Origin of the sequence: Methylobacterium sp. FF17 (assembly GCF_025813715.1) — a bacterium.
GTDB lineage: Bacteria > Pseudomonadota > Alphaproteobacteria > Rhizobiales > Beijerinckiaceae > Methylobacterium > Methylobacterium flocculans.
In genome coordinates, this window is the sequence record NZ_CP107532.1 from 2,264,304 (window position 1) to 2,278,700 (window position 14,397).

Annotated in this window: 14 protein-coding genes; 5 read left to right on the top strand and 9 right to left on the bottom strand. The window is 68.9% G+C overall.

Annotated features, from left to right (window positions below; genetic code table 11):
* Positions 1 to 458 precede the first annotated feature (458 nt).
* The 7 genes from OF380_RS10430 to OF380_RS10460 all read right to left on the bottom strand — a co-directional run bounded on the left by OF380_RS10430 (position 459) and on the right by OF380_RS10460 (position 7,660).
* On the bottom strand, positions 459 to 896 hold the full coding sequence (locus OF380_RS10430; protein ID WP_264050683.1) for a hypothetical protein: 438 nt from the start codon (positions 894 to 896) through the stop codon (positions 459 to 461).
* Positions 897 to 903: 7 nt separating this feature from the next.
* The gene (locus tag OF380_RS10435) at positions 904 to 1,284 is read right to left on the bottom strand and encodes a glycosyl hydrolase (protein ID WP_264050684.1); all 381 of its coding nucleotides are present in this window, start codon (positions 1,282 to 1,284) and stop codon (positions 904 to 906) included.
* Between the two features lie 72 nt (positions 1,285 to 1,356).
* Positions 1,357 to 1,752 carry a hypothetical protein gene (locus tag OF380_RS10440; RefSeq protein ID WP_264050685.1) on the bottom strand — a complete coding sequence of 132 codons (396 nt, stop codon included), beginning with the start codon at positions 1,750 to 1,752 and terminating at the stop codon, positions 1,357 to 1,359.
* Positions 1,753 to 2,459: 707 nt separating this feature from the next.
* Positions 2,460 to 4,622, bottom strand: a complete 2,163-nt coding sequence (locus OF380_RS10445) for a malate synthase G (protein WP_264050686.1) — start codon at positions 4,620 to 4,622, stop codon at positions 2,460 to 2,462.
* Positions 4,623 to 4,869: 247 nt separating this feature from the next.
* Positions 4,870 to 5,376 carry an ureidoglycolate lyase gene (locus tag OF380_RS10450; protein ID WP_264050687.1) on the bottom strand — a complete coding sequence of 169 codons (507 nt, stop codon included), beginning with the start codon at positions 5,374 to 5,376 and terminating at the stop codon, positions 4,870 to 4,872.
* Positions 5,373 to 6,212 carry a bifunctional allantoicase/(S)-ureidoglycine aminohydrolase gene (locus OF380_RS10455; RefSeq protein WP_264050688.1) on the bottom strand — a complete coding sequence of 280 codons (840 nt, stop codon included), beginning with the start codon at positions 6,210 to 6,212 and terminating at the stop codon, positions 5,373 to 5,375. Before OF380_RS10455 ends, OF380_RS10450 begins: the two co-directional genes overlap by 4 nt.
* Before the next feature lie 137 nt (positions 6,213 to 6,349).
* On the bottom strand, positions 6,350 to 7,660 hold the full coding sequence (locus tag OF380_RS10460) for a dicarboxylate/amino acid:cation symporter (protein ID WP_264050689.1): 1,311 nt from the start codon (positions 7,658 to 7,660) through the stop codon (positions 6,350 to 6,352).
* Between the two features lie 208 nt (positions 7,661 to 7,868).
* Here OF380_RS10460 and OF380_RS10465 point away from each other — a divergent pair, with 208 nt between their 5' ends.
* The 5 genes from OF380_RS10465 to OF380_RS10485 all read left to right on the top strand — a co-directional run bounded on the left by OF380_RS10465 (position 7,869) and on the right by OF380_RS10485 (position 13,364).
* On the top strand, positions 7,869 to 8,765 hold the full coding sequence (locus tag OF380_RS10465) for a LysR family transcriptional regulator (RefSeq protein ID WP_264050690.1): 897 nt from the start codon (positions 7,869 to 7,871) through the stop codon (positions 8,763 to 8,765).
* Positions 8,766 to 8,999: 234 nt separating this feature from the next.
* Positions 9,000 to 10,688: a methyl-accepting chemotaxis protein gene (locus tag OF380_RS10470; protein ID WP_264050691.1), complete on the top strand. Its 1,689-nt coding sequence runs from the start codon at positions 9,000 to 9,002 to the stop codon at positions 10,686 to 10,688.
* A 170-nt stretch (positions 10,689 to 10,858) separates the two neighbouring features.
* Positions 10,859 to 11,626: a LamB/YcsF family protein gene (locus OF380_RS10475; protein ID WP_264051282.1), complete on the top strand. Its 768-nt coding sequence runs from the start codon at positions 10,859 to 10,861 to the stop codon at positions 11,624 to 11,626.
* Entirely contained in the window at positions 11,623 to 12,354 is a 732-nt protein-coding gene (locus tag OF380_RS10480; RefSeq protein WP_264050692.1) for a 5-oxoprolinase subunit B family protein, read from the top strand. Before OF380_RS10475 ends, OF380_RS10480 begins: the two co-directional genes overlap by 4 nt.
* The gene (locus tag OF380_RS10485) at positions 12,354 to 13,364 is read left to right on the top strand and encodes a 5-oxoprolinase subunit C family protein (RefSeq protein ID WP_264050693.1); all 1,011 of its coding nucleotides are present in this window, start codon (positions 12,354 to 12,356) and stop codon (positions 13,362 to 13,364) included. The genes OF380_RS10480 and OF380_RS10485 overlap by 1 nt, the downstream gene beginning before the upstream one ends.
* Before the next feature lie 132 nt (positions 13,365 to 13,496).
* On the opposite strand, the gene OF380_RS10490 is transcribed toward OF380_RS10485, so the two are convergent.
* Positions 13,497 to 13,865 (bottom strand): DUF4440 domain-containing protein, encoded by a 369-nt coding sequence (locus tag OF380_RS10490; protein WP_264050694.1) that lies wholly within the window; start codon positions 13,863 to 13,865, stop codon positions 13,497 to 13,499.
* A gap of 189 nt (positions 13,866 to 14,054) precedes the next feature.
* Complete coding sequence (locus OF380_RS10495) at positions 14,055 to 14,333, bottom strand: hypothetical protein (RefSeq protein ID WP_264050695.1); 279 nt, start codon at positions 14,331 to 14,333, stop codon at positions 14,055 to 14,057.
* Between the last annotated feature and the right edge of the window lie 64 nt (positions 14,334 to 14,397).

Here is a 14,397-nt window from a genome sequence, read left to right on the forward strand (position 1 = left end):
CCAACGGAAAGCCACCCCGTTCGGTCGTCGAGCGGCCGGGCTCTGAACCGAATTCGTGACCTCCCGTCCTTTGAAGGCGGTCCGTGAGGAGACATCTGTCGCGCCGCGGTCGCGATGGGTCCACGACCACTCCTCGAACCGAGTCACCCCCACCCCCTAGGACGGTTTGTCGGCAAGGTGCTGGGACAGGCGGTCGACATGCGTTGCGCTCAGGATGGCGTATCGAGCGAAAGTATCGCGCGGAGAGCCATTCCCGCCGCCCACCGGGAAAGTCTCCGCCTCGACATGGACGTTCGCCGGCTGCGATCACTTCGTCCCACCGAGGCGCGGAGGGCGGCCGCCTGGTTCTCGCTCCGAAACCGCTGTCAGTCAGGGGCCGCCCGTATGCGGGGCGGCCCCAACGGGCCGTTGGACAGCCTTGCAGGCTCCTTCGCCGAGATCCGACGTTCCGCGAACGCTTACTGGCCGACCGTCGAGCCGGTGGTGGTCGTCGACTTCACCGGCTTCGAGCCGGGCTCATGCGACATCGTCTTGGTGCGGGACTCGACGCTTTCACCGTCGCGAACCTTGGTCTTGGTCTGCGACTTCGAGAAGGTGCCGCCGTCATGGGCCATCGCCTTGGCCTGACCGTTCAGGCCGCCGTTGCCGGTCTCGTTGACGTGCGAACGGTCCATGGTCTTGCCGCCAGCGGCGCTTCCACCCGTCGCGAGCGAGGAACCCGTCGTGCCGTTCGCACCCGTCGAGGTGCCGCCGGTTCCGACCGTGGAAGCGGAGGTACCACCGACGGCGGCGGAACCGGCACTTCCGCCGGTCGCGCTGCCGCGGGTCTGGGCCTCGGCGAAGGCGGGTGCAAGCAGCAGCCCGATGGCGGCGAACGCGAAAAGTCTCTTCGTCATGTCTGCCTCACCTCTTGTCCCTGGGAACGGTGACCACGCAGTCGCCATCGCTCGTGGTGGTCGTCGTGGTCCCATTGCTGGAGCTCGAACTCGAAGCCGAGTTGCTCGTCGTGCCAGCACTGGATCGGCTGGTCACCGACGGTCCGCCGGTGGTGGAACTCTTCACACCCTCCGGACCGGCCGTGACCGAACTCGACAGCGCGCCCGTGTTTTTCGCGTCATCGGAATGGACGACCCTGCAGGGCTTGCCGTTCGACCCGGTGGGGACCGTCGTCCCCCCCGAGACGCCGTTCGGGCCTGCGGTGACCGTGCTGGTTTGTGCGTGGCTCGTGGCCAACCCGGCGATCACGAGGGCGCCGCCGAGAAGCGGCAGGATCAGGCGCGCCATGGTGCAATCTCCTCGGGAGCGGGACGGGCGCGGCTCCAGGGGAGCGCGCCCGAAGTTGAGGCCCGTATGGGCTCAGCGCTTGTTGTGGCCCGGCGCGTTCTCGGAGTTGCCCGGACCGCTCTTGTCGTGGCCAGCGGCGCTTCCGGACTTGCCGGCAGACGCGCCGCCGGTCCCGGCGGTCGAACCCGAGCCGGTTCCCGCTCCAGCGGACGAGCCACCCGTGCCGACGGTGGAGGAGCTCTTGCCGCCACCCGCCGACGAGCCACCGGTACCGAGCGTCGAGGACGTGCCCGAGCCGCTACCGGAACCGGCCGACGAGCCCCCCGTACCGACCGTCGAGGAACTGGTGCCGCCGCCCGCGGAGGAACCGCCGGTTCCGACGGTGGACGAAGACTGCGCGACGGCCAGGGCCGCGCCGCCGAGGACGAAGGTGGTTGCAAGGGCGGCAACGCGAAGGTGCTTCAACATGGGGTTTCTCCAAGAGTGTGGGTCTGTACGGAGCAACAAACGGAGACCCAGGAAAGACCGTTCCCAATAAAATGCTGCCTATCGAAGCAAATTGCTTATCTGAACGGCAGATTAATGCAGGCTATCTATTTGCCTTAGGCGCGACTGGACCATCAGGGTCATGCCCTGTTGAAAAATCCATCGTTCGGGCAGGACCCGAGCAGCCCGGAATTCTGTCCCGTTCACCGCCAATCTGAACCAGGGGGCGAGCGGCGTGAGCCGCTAGAAACGGCGACCCCTGTTTGACCGTTCCCACGCGATCCCCGGCAAGGTCGCGACCGGTTTCGGTGCCGAACGCGATGCCGGCGGCGAGGGGGAGGGCGGGACGGGTCGTTGCCTCGGGCCGGGCTCGACTGTCGGACCGGAATGAGTCTGGCGAGCTTCGCGGGGTGGCGATCGCGCGGATCGCATGACCCCAGGGTTCGCCCGCCGGTACTGGCTGCGGCCTTCGGGCTCGGCCTCGTCCCGGCGGGGGAGGGCCTGTTCGGGGAGCCATTCCGACCCGTCGTTGGAAGCAGCGGAGACCGCATTGCGGGATTCACCACGGGGAGGCATCCGGATGGTGCCGCCCCGTCGCCGTTCAGCGAAACCGAGCGCCTCCTGCCGATGATCGCAGCAGGCGCGGTGGAGCTACGCGTCAACAGAGTTCGCGTCGAGCCAACGCCGATCTACCGGGCCGCCTTGGCCGCCCGGCGGCGCTCGGTCAGGATCCATTCCGTGTACCCGTTCGGCTGCGTGCGGCCCTTGAAGACGAGATCGCAGGCCGCCTGGAAGGCCGGACCGTCGAAGTCGGGAGCCATGGCCCGGTAGAGCGGATCGCCGGCGTTCTGGCGGTCGACCACCTTCGCCATGCGCTTGAGCGCCGTCATCACCTGCTCCTCGCTGACCACGCCGTGGTGCAGCCAGTTCGCGATGTGCTGGGACGAGATCCGTAAGGTGGCCCGATCCTCCATCAGCCCGACATCGTGGATGTCCGGCACCTTGGAGCAGCCCACGCCCTGGTCGACCCAGCGGACGACGTAGCCGAGGATCCCCTGGACGTTGTTGTCGATCTCCTGGGCCACGTCGTCGGGGGCGAAGTTCGAGCGGGCCAGGGGAATCTCGAGGATCTCGTCGAGGGCCGAGCGCGGCCGGCGGGCGAGTTCCGCCTGACGCGCCCGCACGTCGGTCTCGTGGTAGTGCAGCGCGTGCAGGGTCGCGGCGGTCGGCGACGGCACCCAGGCGGTGCTCGCACCGGCCTTCGGGTGCGCGCCCTTCTGCATCAGCATGTCGGCCATGGCGTCGGGGGCCGCCCACATGCCCTTGCCGATCTGCGCCCGGTCGAGCAGCCCGCAATCCAGACCGACATCGACGTTGTTCTCCTCGTAGCCCTTGATCCAGGGCGTCGCCTTCATGTCGTTCTTGCGGATGACCGGGCCCGCCTCCATCGCGGTGTGGATCTCGTCCCCGGTGCGGTCGAGGAAGCCGGTGTTGATGAACACGACCCGCTCCGCCGCGGCCGCGATGCAGGCGGCGAGGTTGACCGTGGTGCGGCGCTCCTCGTCCATGATGCCCATCTTGAGGGTGTTCGCCTCGAGGCCCAGCATGGCTTCGACGCGCCCGAACAGCTCGACCGCGAAGGCGACTTCCTCGGGCCCGTGCATCTTCGGCTTGACGATGTAGACCGAGCCCTTGCGGCTGTTGCGCAGGCCGGAATCGCCCTTGAGATCGTGGATCGCGATCATCGCGGTCACGGCGGCGTCGAGCATCCCTTCGGGGATCTCCCGCCCCTCGGCATCGAGCACCGCGTCGGTGTCCATGTGGTGGCCGACATTCCGCACCAGCATCAGGGAGCGGCCCGGCACCACCACCTCGCCGCCGTTCGGCGCGATGTAGTGCCGGTCGGGGTTGAGGCGCCGTTCCAGCGTGCGGCCGTCCTTCTCGACCGAGGCCGTCAGAGTGCCCTTCATCAGGCCGAGCCAGTTGCGGTAGACGACGACCTTGTCCTCGGCATCGACGGTCGCCACGGAATCCTCGAGATCCATGATCGTCGAGACAGCCGATTCCAGCAGGATGTCGGCGACGCCGGACGCATCGAAGCGGCCGATCCGATGCGTCCGGTCGAGGACGACCTCGACGTGCAGCCCGTTGTGCCGCAGGAGCAGGGAGGCGGGCATGCTGGCCCGGCCGCGGTAGCCCACGAACAGGTCCGGTCGCGCGAGCGGCACGGTCTCGCCGGTGTTCATGTTGCCGACCAGCCCCCCGTGCTCCACCGCATAAGTGACCACGTCGGCATGGCGGCCACCGGCCAGAGGCACGAAGCGATCGAGATAGCTGCGGGCGCGGGTGACGACCCGGGCGCCGCGGGTGCGGTTGTAGCCGCCGCTGCGGATCGCGCCGCCTTCCTCCGAGATCACGTCGGTGCCGTAGAGGGCATCGTAGAGCGAGCCCCAGCGGGCATTGGCGGCATTGAGGGCGTAGCGGGCGTTCGAGACCGGCACGACGAGCTGCGGCCCGGCGATGCGGGCGATCTCGTCATCGACGTTCTCCGTCCGCACCGCCACCGGGCCCGGATCGGGCAGGAGATACCCGATCTCCCGCAGGTACGCCTTGTAGGCCGCGGGATCGTACGGCTTGCCGGCGCGCTCCCGGTGCCAGGCGTCGAGCTGCCCCTGGAACGCATCGCGCTTGGCGAGCAGGGCCCGGTTCCTCGGCGTCAGGTCGCGCACGATCGCACCGAGGCCGCCCCAGAACACCTCGGGCGAAATGCCGGTGCCGGGCAGCGCCTCGTCGGCAACGAAGTCGTAGAGCACGCGGGCGACCGCGAGGCCGCCGATATCCATTCGATCCATCTTCAATCCATTCCAGGAAGGCGTGCGGCGGAATACCATCTGGGGTGCTCATGCCAACCGCCGATGGCGATCAACCGGTCCGAGGACAAAACGCGCGGTCGCGCGCTGCACGGGAGCCGCCCAAGCAACGGCAGGACCACCGTCTCACCGAGAGCCGCGAGACACCGAGGCCCCGCGAAGATCTACCTAGGGCGGACGATGCCGTCTGGCCCGTGCGTCGAGCCCTCCAGCACCCGAGCGAAAGGCATCACCCCGGCTGTCGTATCCGTATCGACCAGGGCGTCTCGAACGTGAATTCCTCCAGATTCGTGCCGGGGCCTCCGCGATCGACCACGAGGAAGTCCTGGGGGGCGCCGAACGGGGTCAGCACGCCGTGCCACGTCCCGATCGCGTAGCAGATTCCCTGCCCCGGTGCGGTGACGAAGGCGCGCGGCCGGCCGGGGCGGCCGTCCGCGTCGGGGCAGACCACCACGAGGAACGGCGCGGCGTTCAGGGGCAGGAAGGCCTGCGCGCCCAGCGGATGGCGCTCCACGAGGCTCACCGCGAGGGGCAGGCCATAGGGCTCGGCCTCGACGTAGCCGATCACCACGTGCCCGTCCTCGCCCGCCACCCGCACCTGCGCGAGGTCGTGAAAGCGGCGGGCTTTGCCGGCATTCATCGGGCGCGGCGCGACGGCGTCCTTGTCGATCACCGTGCCGAACGGGGCGAAGGCCTCCGGCGTCAGCGGCTCGGCGACGATCAGGCGCTCGCTCATCGGGCGGCCCGGAACGGCGCGAGCGCGGCGTGCCGATTGACGTCCTTGTAGAGCAGGTAGCGGAAGGGGCCGGGGCCGCCGGCGTAGCAGGCCTGCGGGCAGTAGGCGCGCAGCCACATGAAGTCGCCGGCCTCCACCTCGACCCAGTCGCGGTTGAGCCGGTAGACCGCCTTGCCCTCCAGCACGAACAGGCCGTGCTCCATCACATGCGTCTCCTCGAACGGGATCGAGGCGCCCGGGCGCATGGCGACGATGTTGACGTGCATGTCGTGGCGCACGTCGTCGGAGGCGACGAAGCGGGTCGTGGCCCAGGCTCCGTCGGTGCCGGGCATCGGCGTCGGCGTGACCGCGGATTCATGGGTGACGAAGGCCGGCGGCAGCTCGATGCCCGGCACCCGCGCGTAGGCCTTGCGGATCCAGTGGAAGCGGGCGGGGCCCGTCCCGTCGTTGCGAAGGCTCCAGGCGGTGCCCGGCGGCAGATAGGCGTAGCTGCCGGGGACGAGGTCGTGCGCCCGACCGTCGAGGACGAGGCGGACCTGTCCCTCCACCACGAACAGCACGCCCTCCGCCTCCGGATCGGGCTCCGGCCGGTCGCTGCCGCCGCCGGGCGCGACCGCCATCAGGGATTGCGCGAAGGTCTCGGAGAAGCCCGAGAGGGGCCGCGCCAGCATCCAGGCCTGCGTGCCTTCCCAGAACGGCAGCACGGAGGTGACGATGTCGCTCATCACGCCCCTGGGGATGACCGCATAGGCCTCGGTGAACACGGCTCGGCCGGTCATCAGCGCGGTCTGGGGCGGCAGGCCGCCGCAGGGCGGGTTGTAGGGCGATGAGGTCATCGAGCGTCTCCGGTGATCCGGCTTGTACCGCGGAACCCGGGCGGGGCAGCCGCGGAACCGCATCGGTCAGGTTTCGAGTGCAGAGTTCGGGGGCAGGTTTCGGGCCAGATGCCGGTCCGTGTGGCGAAGCGCCCCCGTCAGGCGGAGCGCGGTGCCGCGATCGGCCCTTCGAGGATCGCGGCCGTATCCGTCGTGACCTCGCCATCGAGGACGCGCCGAGCCTGCGCGTGATCGATGTCGCCTTCCCAGGTCGCGATCACCACCGTCGCCACGCAGTTGCCGATCAGGTTGCCGAGGGCACGGGCGATGCCGACGAACCAATCGATCGACAGCACCAGCACGAGGCCGATCACCGGGATTTCGGGGACGGCCGACAGGGTGGCGGCCAGCACGACGATGGCCGAGCCGGGCACGCCGTGCGCGCCCTTCGAGGTCAGGAGCGCGATGCCGAGGATCAGCATCAGGTGCCCGAAGGAGAGATCCGTGTTGGTGGCCTGGGCGATGAAGACCGTGGCGAGGGTCAGGTACAGCGAGAAGGCATCGAGGTTGAACGAGTATCCGGTCGGGATCACGAGGCCGACGGTCGAGTCCTTGATGCCGAGCCGCTCCAGCTTGCGCATGACCTGCGGCAGCACGCAGTCCGAGGAGGCGGTGCCGGCCACGACGGTCAATTCCTCGCGCAGGTAGGCGAGCAGCTTGAAGATGCTGAAGCCGGCCAGCCTCAGGATGCCGCCGAGCACCACGAAGACGAAGAACGCGACGCCCGCGTAGAAAAGCACCACCAGCATGCCGAGCTGCTTCAGCGAGCCGACGCCGTACTTGCCCACCGTGAAGGCGACGGCGCCGAGGACGCCGAGCGGCGCGAGCCTGACGATGAAGCCGATGATCTTGAACAGGACCTCGGTGATGCGCCCGATGCTGTCGGCCAGGGGCTTGCCGCTCTCGCCCAGGAGCGAGAGACCGGCGCCGAACAGGATCGCGATGATGAGGACCTGAAGGATTTCACCCTTGGCGAAGGCGTCCACCAGCGTGGTCGGGATGAGCTTCATCAGGAAGTCGACCGTCCCGGTGACCTGACCGACCCGGTCGGTGTAGCCGGCGATCGATTTCGCGTCCAAGCTCGCCACGTCGACGTTCATGCCGTGGCCCGGTGCGAAGACGTAGGCCAGAACCAGACCGAGCACGAGGGCGAGGGTCGTGACCGCCTCGAAGTAGATCAGGGACTTGAGGCCGACGCGACCGACCTTTCGCAGATCGCCGGCGCCGACGATGCCATGGACGACGACGCCGAAGACGAGCGGCGCGATCGCCATCTTGATGAGCTTGATGAACCCGTCGCCCAGCGGCTTCAGCATCACCGCCACGTTCGGCCAGAGCATGCCCACGACGATGCCGAGGACGAGGGCGGCGACCACCTGCCCGAACAACGAACCGAAGAACCGCTTCATCACACACCCGTCCGTCGTTGCGCCGTTCCGTGCCGGGATCAGCCGGTTCACCGCGGGCAGGACCCGCGCCGCAGGCGCCGCGCAGGGGCGGCGTTATCCTGCAGGTCGTCGCATGCCTTCAACACGCGGTGGCACCATGTTGCGTGACAATCTAGACGTCAAATATTTCATATATCTCGTTTGAGACGTTTTCGATATTAGTTGGTCTATGGAACTCCGACATCTCCGCTATTTCGTGGCTGTCGCCCGGCATCTCAGCTTCACCGCGGCCGCCGAGAGCCTCGGTGTCGCCCAACCCCCACTGAGCCAGCAGATCCGCGATCTCGAGATTAAGGTCGGGACTGCGTTGTTCGAACGGACGACGCGTCGGGTGTCGTTGACGCGGGCGGGGGTCGACTTCCTGGCGCAGGCGCTCGACATCCTGGAAAAGTCCGGCGAGGCCGTCGCGCGGGCGCGCGCCATCGGCGCCGGTGCGGCCGGGATCGTGAATGTCGGCCTGACGGGATCGATGCTGGCCGGACCTCTCGGAAGTGCCATCCGGAACTTCTCGATCACCTATCCGGGTGTCGATCTGCGCATCCACGAGATGTCGCCGGATCGCCAGATCTCGATGCTGAAGGCCGGACAGACCGACATCAGCTTCCTGCGCAGCCCACCACAGGATCTCGATCTCGTCAGCGAACGTGCCTGGTGCGAGACCGTCACCCTCGTTTTGCCGAAAGGCCATCGCCTGTCGCGAATGGCGGCGATCGACCTCGCCGATCTGAGCCAGGAACGGTTCGTGTTCCTGCGGCTCTCCGATTCGCTGTTCGCCAAATACCTGTGGGATTGCTGCGTCGGTGCCGGGTTCGTCCCGACCATCACGCATCAGGTCGTGGAGGCCGCGTCGTTGACGAGCCTCGTCGCGGCGGGGCTCGGGATCGCCATCATTCCGGAATTCGTTGCCCGGCTGGCGCATGCGGATGTGGTCTACAAGCCCCTTAAGGGGAAACCGATCCACGCCGACGTCTATGCTCTGTGGTCCAAAGAGAAGGCCGGGCCGTTGATCGGCAACTTCCTGACCTTTTTCGCCCCGGGAGAAGCGCGGACGCAGCACGGCTTCTAACCGGGATCTGGCCATCGGCCGGCTTCGCAGGAGGCATCAATCCGAGCAACGCGTTGGACCGTTCGCGCGCGCTGCCTGGGGCGATTTGGCGAATATCCGCTCGATGTACCCTGTAGTTGTACGCGACGCAGCAAAAGAAATTTTGCATGCCAGCGAAGTCCGCTTAACGTTTTTCTGCGATCTTCAGTCCGACGCCGGCTCTATCTGCTTGCATGACCGGACTGAGGACTCATCGTGTCGACGCGAAACCTATCCATCCGCGCAAGGCTCGTCGCGGCTTTCTCGATCCTGACGCTCCTCGCCCTCGGATTAGGCCTGCTGGGCCTCATCGGAACACAGCGGATGCGGGACCAGGCTCTCAACATCGAGACCAACTGGCTGCCGAGCATGCGTGTTCTCGGCGAGATCGATACGCTGACCGCACGGACGAGCGCCCTCGTCCTCCGGCACACACAGGCCACCGATCCGGCGCTCGTCGCCAGCATCGAGAAGGACATGGGTCGCTTCGGTCAAACGCTCGCGGCGAAGAAGACGACCTACGAACCGATGATTGCCTCTCCGGAGGAGCGCACGCTCTACGAGACGTTCACGCGTGAAGCCGGGAACTTCGAAACGGTACGCCAATCCATTCTCGAACTCTCGCGCGCCGGTCAGAAAACCCAGGCCTACGAGCTTTATGAGCAGAAGGGTATCGTCCCGCGCCGTGCGGCCTCTGCGGCCCTCGATAAGCTCATTGCCATGAACAACGACGGGGCTGCAGAGGCGCAGGCCCGCAGCAAGGCCGTCTTCGAGGACACCCGCACGTGGGACCTAGCTGCCATGGGCTTCGCGGTCGCCCTGTCGGCGATCTCCGCGATCCTCATCATTCGCGGCATCACGCAGGGCATCGGCGCCGTCGTGCAACCCATGCAGGCACTAGCCGGGGGCGACCTCTCCGTGACCATCCCGCATCAGGGCGCCCGCACCGAGATCGGCACCATCGCGGACGCCGTGCAGGTGTTCAAGGACAGCCTGATCCGGATGAAGGGGCTGGAAGAGGAGACCGTGCTGGCGCGGGCGGGTGCCGAGACGCAGCGCAAGGCCGCGATGCGGGCCATGGCCGACAGCTTCGAGGACGCGGTGGGCGGCATCATCAGCATGGTGACGAGCTCGGCCACCGAGCTGCAGGCCACGGCCCAGAGCATGGCCGGAACCGCGACCCAGACCGCCAACCAGACCGCCAGCGTTGCGGCGGCCGCTGAAGAAGCCGCTTGCAACGTCAACACCGTCGCGGCGGCCGCCGAGGAACTCGGCTCCTCCGTGCAGGAGATCGGCCGCCAGGTGAGCACGTCGGCCACGATGGCGCACGGCGCCGTCCAGGAAGCGGCCGAGACGGCTGAGTTGGTGCAGCAGCTGAGCACGGCGGTCGCCCGCATCGACGACGTGGTCGCGATGATCACCTCGATCGCCGGCCAGACCAACCTCCTGGCGCTCAACGCCACCATCGAGGCGGCGCGCGCCGGCGAAGCCGGACGCGGCTTCGCCGTGGTCGCCGCGGAGGTCAAGGAACTCGCCAACCAGACCGCCCGGGCCACGCAGGAGATCGGGGGGCACATCAGCCAGATCCAGGGCTCCACCGCCCGCGCCGTCTCATCGATCGGAAGCATCACCGCGCGTATCCAGGACATCAGCGGTGTGGCGACGACGATCGCGGCCGCCGTCGAGCAACAAGGGGCGGCCACCCAGGAGATCGTCCGCAACGTGGCTCAGGCCGCGACGGGGACGAGCGAGGTCACGAGCAACATCTCGGGCGTGGCGGGAGCGGCCGAAGAGACCGGCGCCGCAGCGAGCCAGGTGCTCGGCGCGGCCTCGGAACTGTCGCGGCAATCGGAGCACCTCAACGCCGAAGTGGACCGTTTCCTGGCGACGGTTCGTGCGGCCTGAAACCGCCAGAGTGTGCGGGCGGGGCTCATCCCCTGGGCTCCCGCGACCGTTCAGACCCGCGCCGTCTCCCCTCTTCGCGATGGATCGCTCGGCCGGGAGACGGTAGGATCGGGTGACCGGGCCGGGTTCGTCGGCCCGGGTGCCGAGCGGGTCTTTTTCGGTCCATGACCATGATGTCCGTCGATCTGAACTCCGACCTCGGCGAAGGATACGGCAGCTATCGCATCGGGGACGACGACGGCATGCTGGCCCTCGTCACCTCCGCGAACGTCGCCTGCGGCTTCCATGCGGGCGACCCGGAGATCATGGCGCGGACCTTCGCCGCCGCGCGCGGACGCGGCGTCGCCGTCGGCGCACATCCAGGGTATCCGGATCTCTGGGGCTTCGGCCGCCGGCGGATCCCGTACCGGGCCGACGAGATCGAGCGGATCGTCGCCTATCAGGTCGGCGCGGCCCAGGCGCTCGCGCGCTATGCCGGGCACCCCATCACCTACGTCAAGCCACACGGCGCGCTGGCCAACGTGGCCTGCCGGGAAGCCGATGTCGCGGATGCGATCGCGCGGGCCGTGCGGGCGGTCGATCCCGACCTGTCCCTCCTCGCCATCGCCCGGACGGAGCAGGTCCGCGCCGGCGAGCGCTGCGGGCTGCGGGTCTACCAGGAGGTCTTCGCCGATCGCGGCTACGACGACGAGGGACTGCTCATCGAGCGCGGTCTTCCCGGTGCCCTGCTGGAGGATGCGGAGGAGGCCGCCCGTCGCGCCGTCGCCATGGTCGGCGAGGGGGCCATCCTGTGCGCCTCGGGGCGGCGGCTGCGCACGCCGATCCACTCCCTCTGCGTGCACGGCGATACCCCCCATGCCGTCGACCTCGCCCGACGCGTGCGGGCCGGGCTCGAACGGGCCGGGATCGCGCTGTCGTCCTTCGGGGCGGGGGCATGAACCCGCCGCCGACGCGTGCCCCGCGCCTGCTCGACGTCGGCGAAGCCGCCCTCGTGGTGGAGTTCGGGAGCACGGTCGACCCGGCTACGAACGACCGGGTCGTGGCCCTCGACACCGCCCTCCGTGACGCCGGGGTCGCCGGTCTGCGGGAATGCGTCCCGACCTACCGCTCGCTGATGATCCACTACGATCCCCTGGTCATCGACCGGGCGCGACTCGGTGACGTCGTCACGGATCTCCTGGCCCGGGTGGGACCCTGCGCGCGGGCCGGGCGGCTCTGGACGCTGCCCTGCTGCTACGATCCGGCCCTGGCCGAGGATCTCGCGGCCGTCGCCGCCTGGGCCGGTGTTCCGGCGGCGGAAGTGGCCGCCCGTCACGCCGGATCGGATTACCGCGTCTACATGTACGGCTTCGCGCCGGGCTTTGCCTATCTCGGCGGTCTCGCCGCCGATCTCGGCATCCCGCGACGCGACAGCCCGCGCGCGCCGCATCCGGCCAATGCCCTCCTGATCGGCGGTGGCTTGGCCGCCGTGGCGACCGTCCCGATGCCGACGGGCTGGTACGTGATCGGCCGGACTCCCGAGCGGCTCTATTCCGCGAGCCGCGAGCGGACCTTCCTGGTCGAGACCGGGGACACCCTGCGCTTCGAGGCGATCGACGCCGCGACCTTCGCGGCCCTCGACGGGCGGGCCGCCGGCGGCGAGACCGTCGCGCGGGTGGACGGCTGATGGCGGGGGCGACGCTGCGCATCCACGCCGCCGGTGCGGGCAGCACGCTCCAGGATGCCGGGCGCCACGGCTACCTGCGCTACGGCATCACGCCGGCGGGCCCGATGGACCCGCACGCCTTCGCCGCCGCCAACCGGGCCCTGGACAATCCGGACGGTGCGACCGCGATCGAGGTCTCACTGGGAGGCCTCTCGCTGAGCGTGGCGGAGGCCGCCGTCGATGTCAGCCTGGTCGGCGGCGGCTTTCGCATCGATTGCGACGGCCGGCCGCTGCCCGCTGCGACGGCCCTGACCCTGAGACCCGAGGCGCGCCTGACGATCCGGGCCGGCTCCGCCGGCGCCTGGTGCTACCTCGCGGTCGCGGGCCACATCGACGTGGCGCCAGTCCTCGGTTCGACCGCGACCCATACCCGCTCCGGGCTCGGCGGCCTCGACGGGCGCGCCCTCCGAGCCGGGGACACCCTGCCGATCGCACGGCCCCGCGCCACGATCGGTGAACCCTTGGCCCTGTCCATGCCCTGTCTCGACCGCGCGTCGGATCCGATCCGCGTCGTCCTCGGCCCGCAGGACGATGCCTTCGATGTGGCGGCCCTCGCCGCCTTCCTCGCGCAGTCCTGGCGCATCGGGGCCCGGGGCGACCGCATGGCCTGCTTCCTGGACGGGGAGCCGATCCGTGCGCGCAGCCACGACATCGTCTCCGACGGCATCGCCATGGGTGCGATCCAGGTGCCGGGCACGGGCCTGCCCCTCGTCCTGATGGCCGACCGGCAGCCGACCGGGGGATACCCGAAGATCGCCACCGTGATCGGCGCCGATCTCGGCCGCCTCGCTCAAGCTCGGGCCGGGGACAGCGTGCGCTTCGCCGCCGTCTCCGTCACGGAGGCCGTCGCCGCGCGGCGCAACGCCCACGCGGCGCTGATCGGACCCATCGCGCGCCAGCCCCTGGTACGGACCGACTTCACCTCGGAGTTCCTGCTGTCGCGAAACCTCGTCGGGGGGGTCGTAGGGTAGGCCTGCCACCGCGATCGTGCCCGTCCCGTGAAGGGTGCGCCAATCGGGTGGCCGGAGCGCCAACGCTTCGTGATCCGCCGTGAGCGCGTCTCCCGGGCCAGAATCACGGCGACGCGCGCCGTCGCTCCCGCGTCAGGTGTTGGAGGCGGGAATCGCCAGGGGCGGGGTCTGCTGATGCTGGATCACGCGCCAGACCTCGTGCGAGAGGCGCCGGTAGGTCGAGGTGCAGTTCGCTTCGTAGGATTCGTCCTCGCGCGCGGCCTTCGCATGGTAGGCGATCACGATCAGACCCTCCTGAGGGCGCGAGATCTGCTCCTGCGAGATCTCGACGCTCGACCAGCGCGGCGTGCCGGCAACGGCTTCGATCGCCTGCGTACCGCTCAGGACGAACGGCGGAAGCGGCAGGACCATCAGGCATTCCTCGTCCACCAACTCGCGGTAGTGGTCGGCATCGCCGGTCCATAGGCTCTTCTCGAACGACCAAACGCGCTCATCGTCCATCGGTGTCTCCCGGGTTGCATCAGGCTCGATGGATGACGCTTTCCGGAGCGGCTTCGTTCCGCCCCCCGTCGCGCCCGCCAAGTCCGGGGACCAGCGACGCCGACGCCCTCGGTCACGTCCGGGCGCGGCGGTTGCCGCCGTGCCCGTCGCGGAGGCCCGCCGCGGTCGCGACCGGGCGGGCAGGGGCGGCTACTTCTTCGGGGTGAGCACCTCGTAGCCCATCCGCTTCTCGCCGTTGAAGGCCCAGACGCTCTTGTAGCCGCCCGCGTCGTCCTCCACGATCAAGGCGGTTCCGCTGGAGCCATCGCTGGTGAAGCTCGCGGCCATGATGCGGGCATCGCCGACGGCGTACCCGGTGTACTTGTCGCCTCCGATGTTCCAGCTCAGCTTGAACGTGTCCTTGCTGGTCTGAACGATCGACAGGGAGCCGGTATAGTTCGTGCCCGGCTCACCGTTGCTGCCCTGCACGTTGTAAGTCCCCGCGCCTCCCGCGAGAACGGCCGTGTTCAGGCATAGGCCCAGTCCGAAAAGC

What these genes read in the sequence shown, in the direction of transcription:
- OF380_RS10430 (WP_264050683.1), bottom strand. Translation starts at nt 896, where the DNA reads ATGACGAAGAGACTTTTCGCGTTCGCCGCCATCGGGCTGCTGCTTGCA.
- OF380_RS10435 (WP_264050684.1), bottom strand. Translation starts at nt 1,284, where the DNA reads ATGGCGCGCCTGATCCTGCCGCTTCTCGGCGGCGCCCTCGTGATCGCC.
- OF380_RS10440 (WP_264050685.1), bottom strand. Translation starts at nt 1,752, where the DNA reads ATGTTGAAGCACCTTCGCGTTGCCGCCCTTGCAACCACCTTCGTCCTC.
- OF380_RS10445 (WP_264050686.1), bottom strand. Translation starts at nt 4,622, where the DNA reads ATGGATCGAATGGATATCGGCGGCCTCGCGGTCGCCCGCGTGCTCTAC.
- OF380_RS10450 (WP_264050687.1), bottom strand. Translation starts at nt 5,376, where the DNA reads ATGAGCGAGCGCCTGATCGTCGCCGAGCCGCTGACGCCGGAGGCCTTC.
- OF380_RS10455 (WP_264050688.1), bottom strand. Translation starts at nt 6,212, where the DNA reads ATGACCTCATCGCCCTACAACCCGCCCTGCGGCGGCCTGCCGCCCCAG.
- OF380_RS10460 (WP_264050689.1), bottom strand. Translation starts at nt 7,660, where the DNA reads ATGAAGCGGTTCTTCGGTTCGTTGTTCGGGCAGGTGGTCGCCGCCCTC.
- OF380_RS10465 (WP_264050690.1), top strand. Translation starts at nt 7,869, where the DNA reads ATGGAACTCCGACATCTCCGCTATTTCGTGGCTGTCGCCCGGCATCTC.
- OF380_RS10475 (WP_264051282.1), top strand. Translation starts at nt 10,859, where the DNA reads ATGATGTCCGTCGATCTGAACTCCGACCTCGGCGAAGGATACGGCAGC.
- OF380_RS10480 (WP_264050692.1), top strand. Translation starts at nt 11,623, where the DNA reads ATGAACCCGCCGCCGACGCGTGCCCCGCGCCTGCTCGACGTCGGCGAA.
- OF380_RS10485 (WP_264050693.1), top strand. Translation starts at nt 12,354, where the DNA reads ATGGCGGGGGCGACGCTGCGCATCCACGCCGCCGGTGCGGGCAGCACG.
- OF380_RS10490 (WP_264050694.1), bottom strand. Translation starts at nt 13,865, where the DNA reads ATGGACGATGAGCGCGTTTGGTCGTTCGAGAAGAGCCTATGGACCGGC.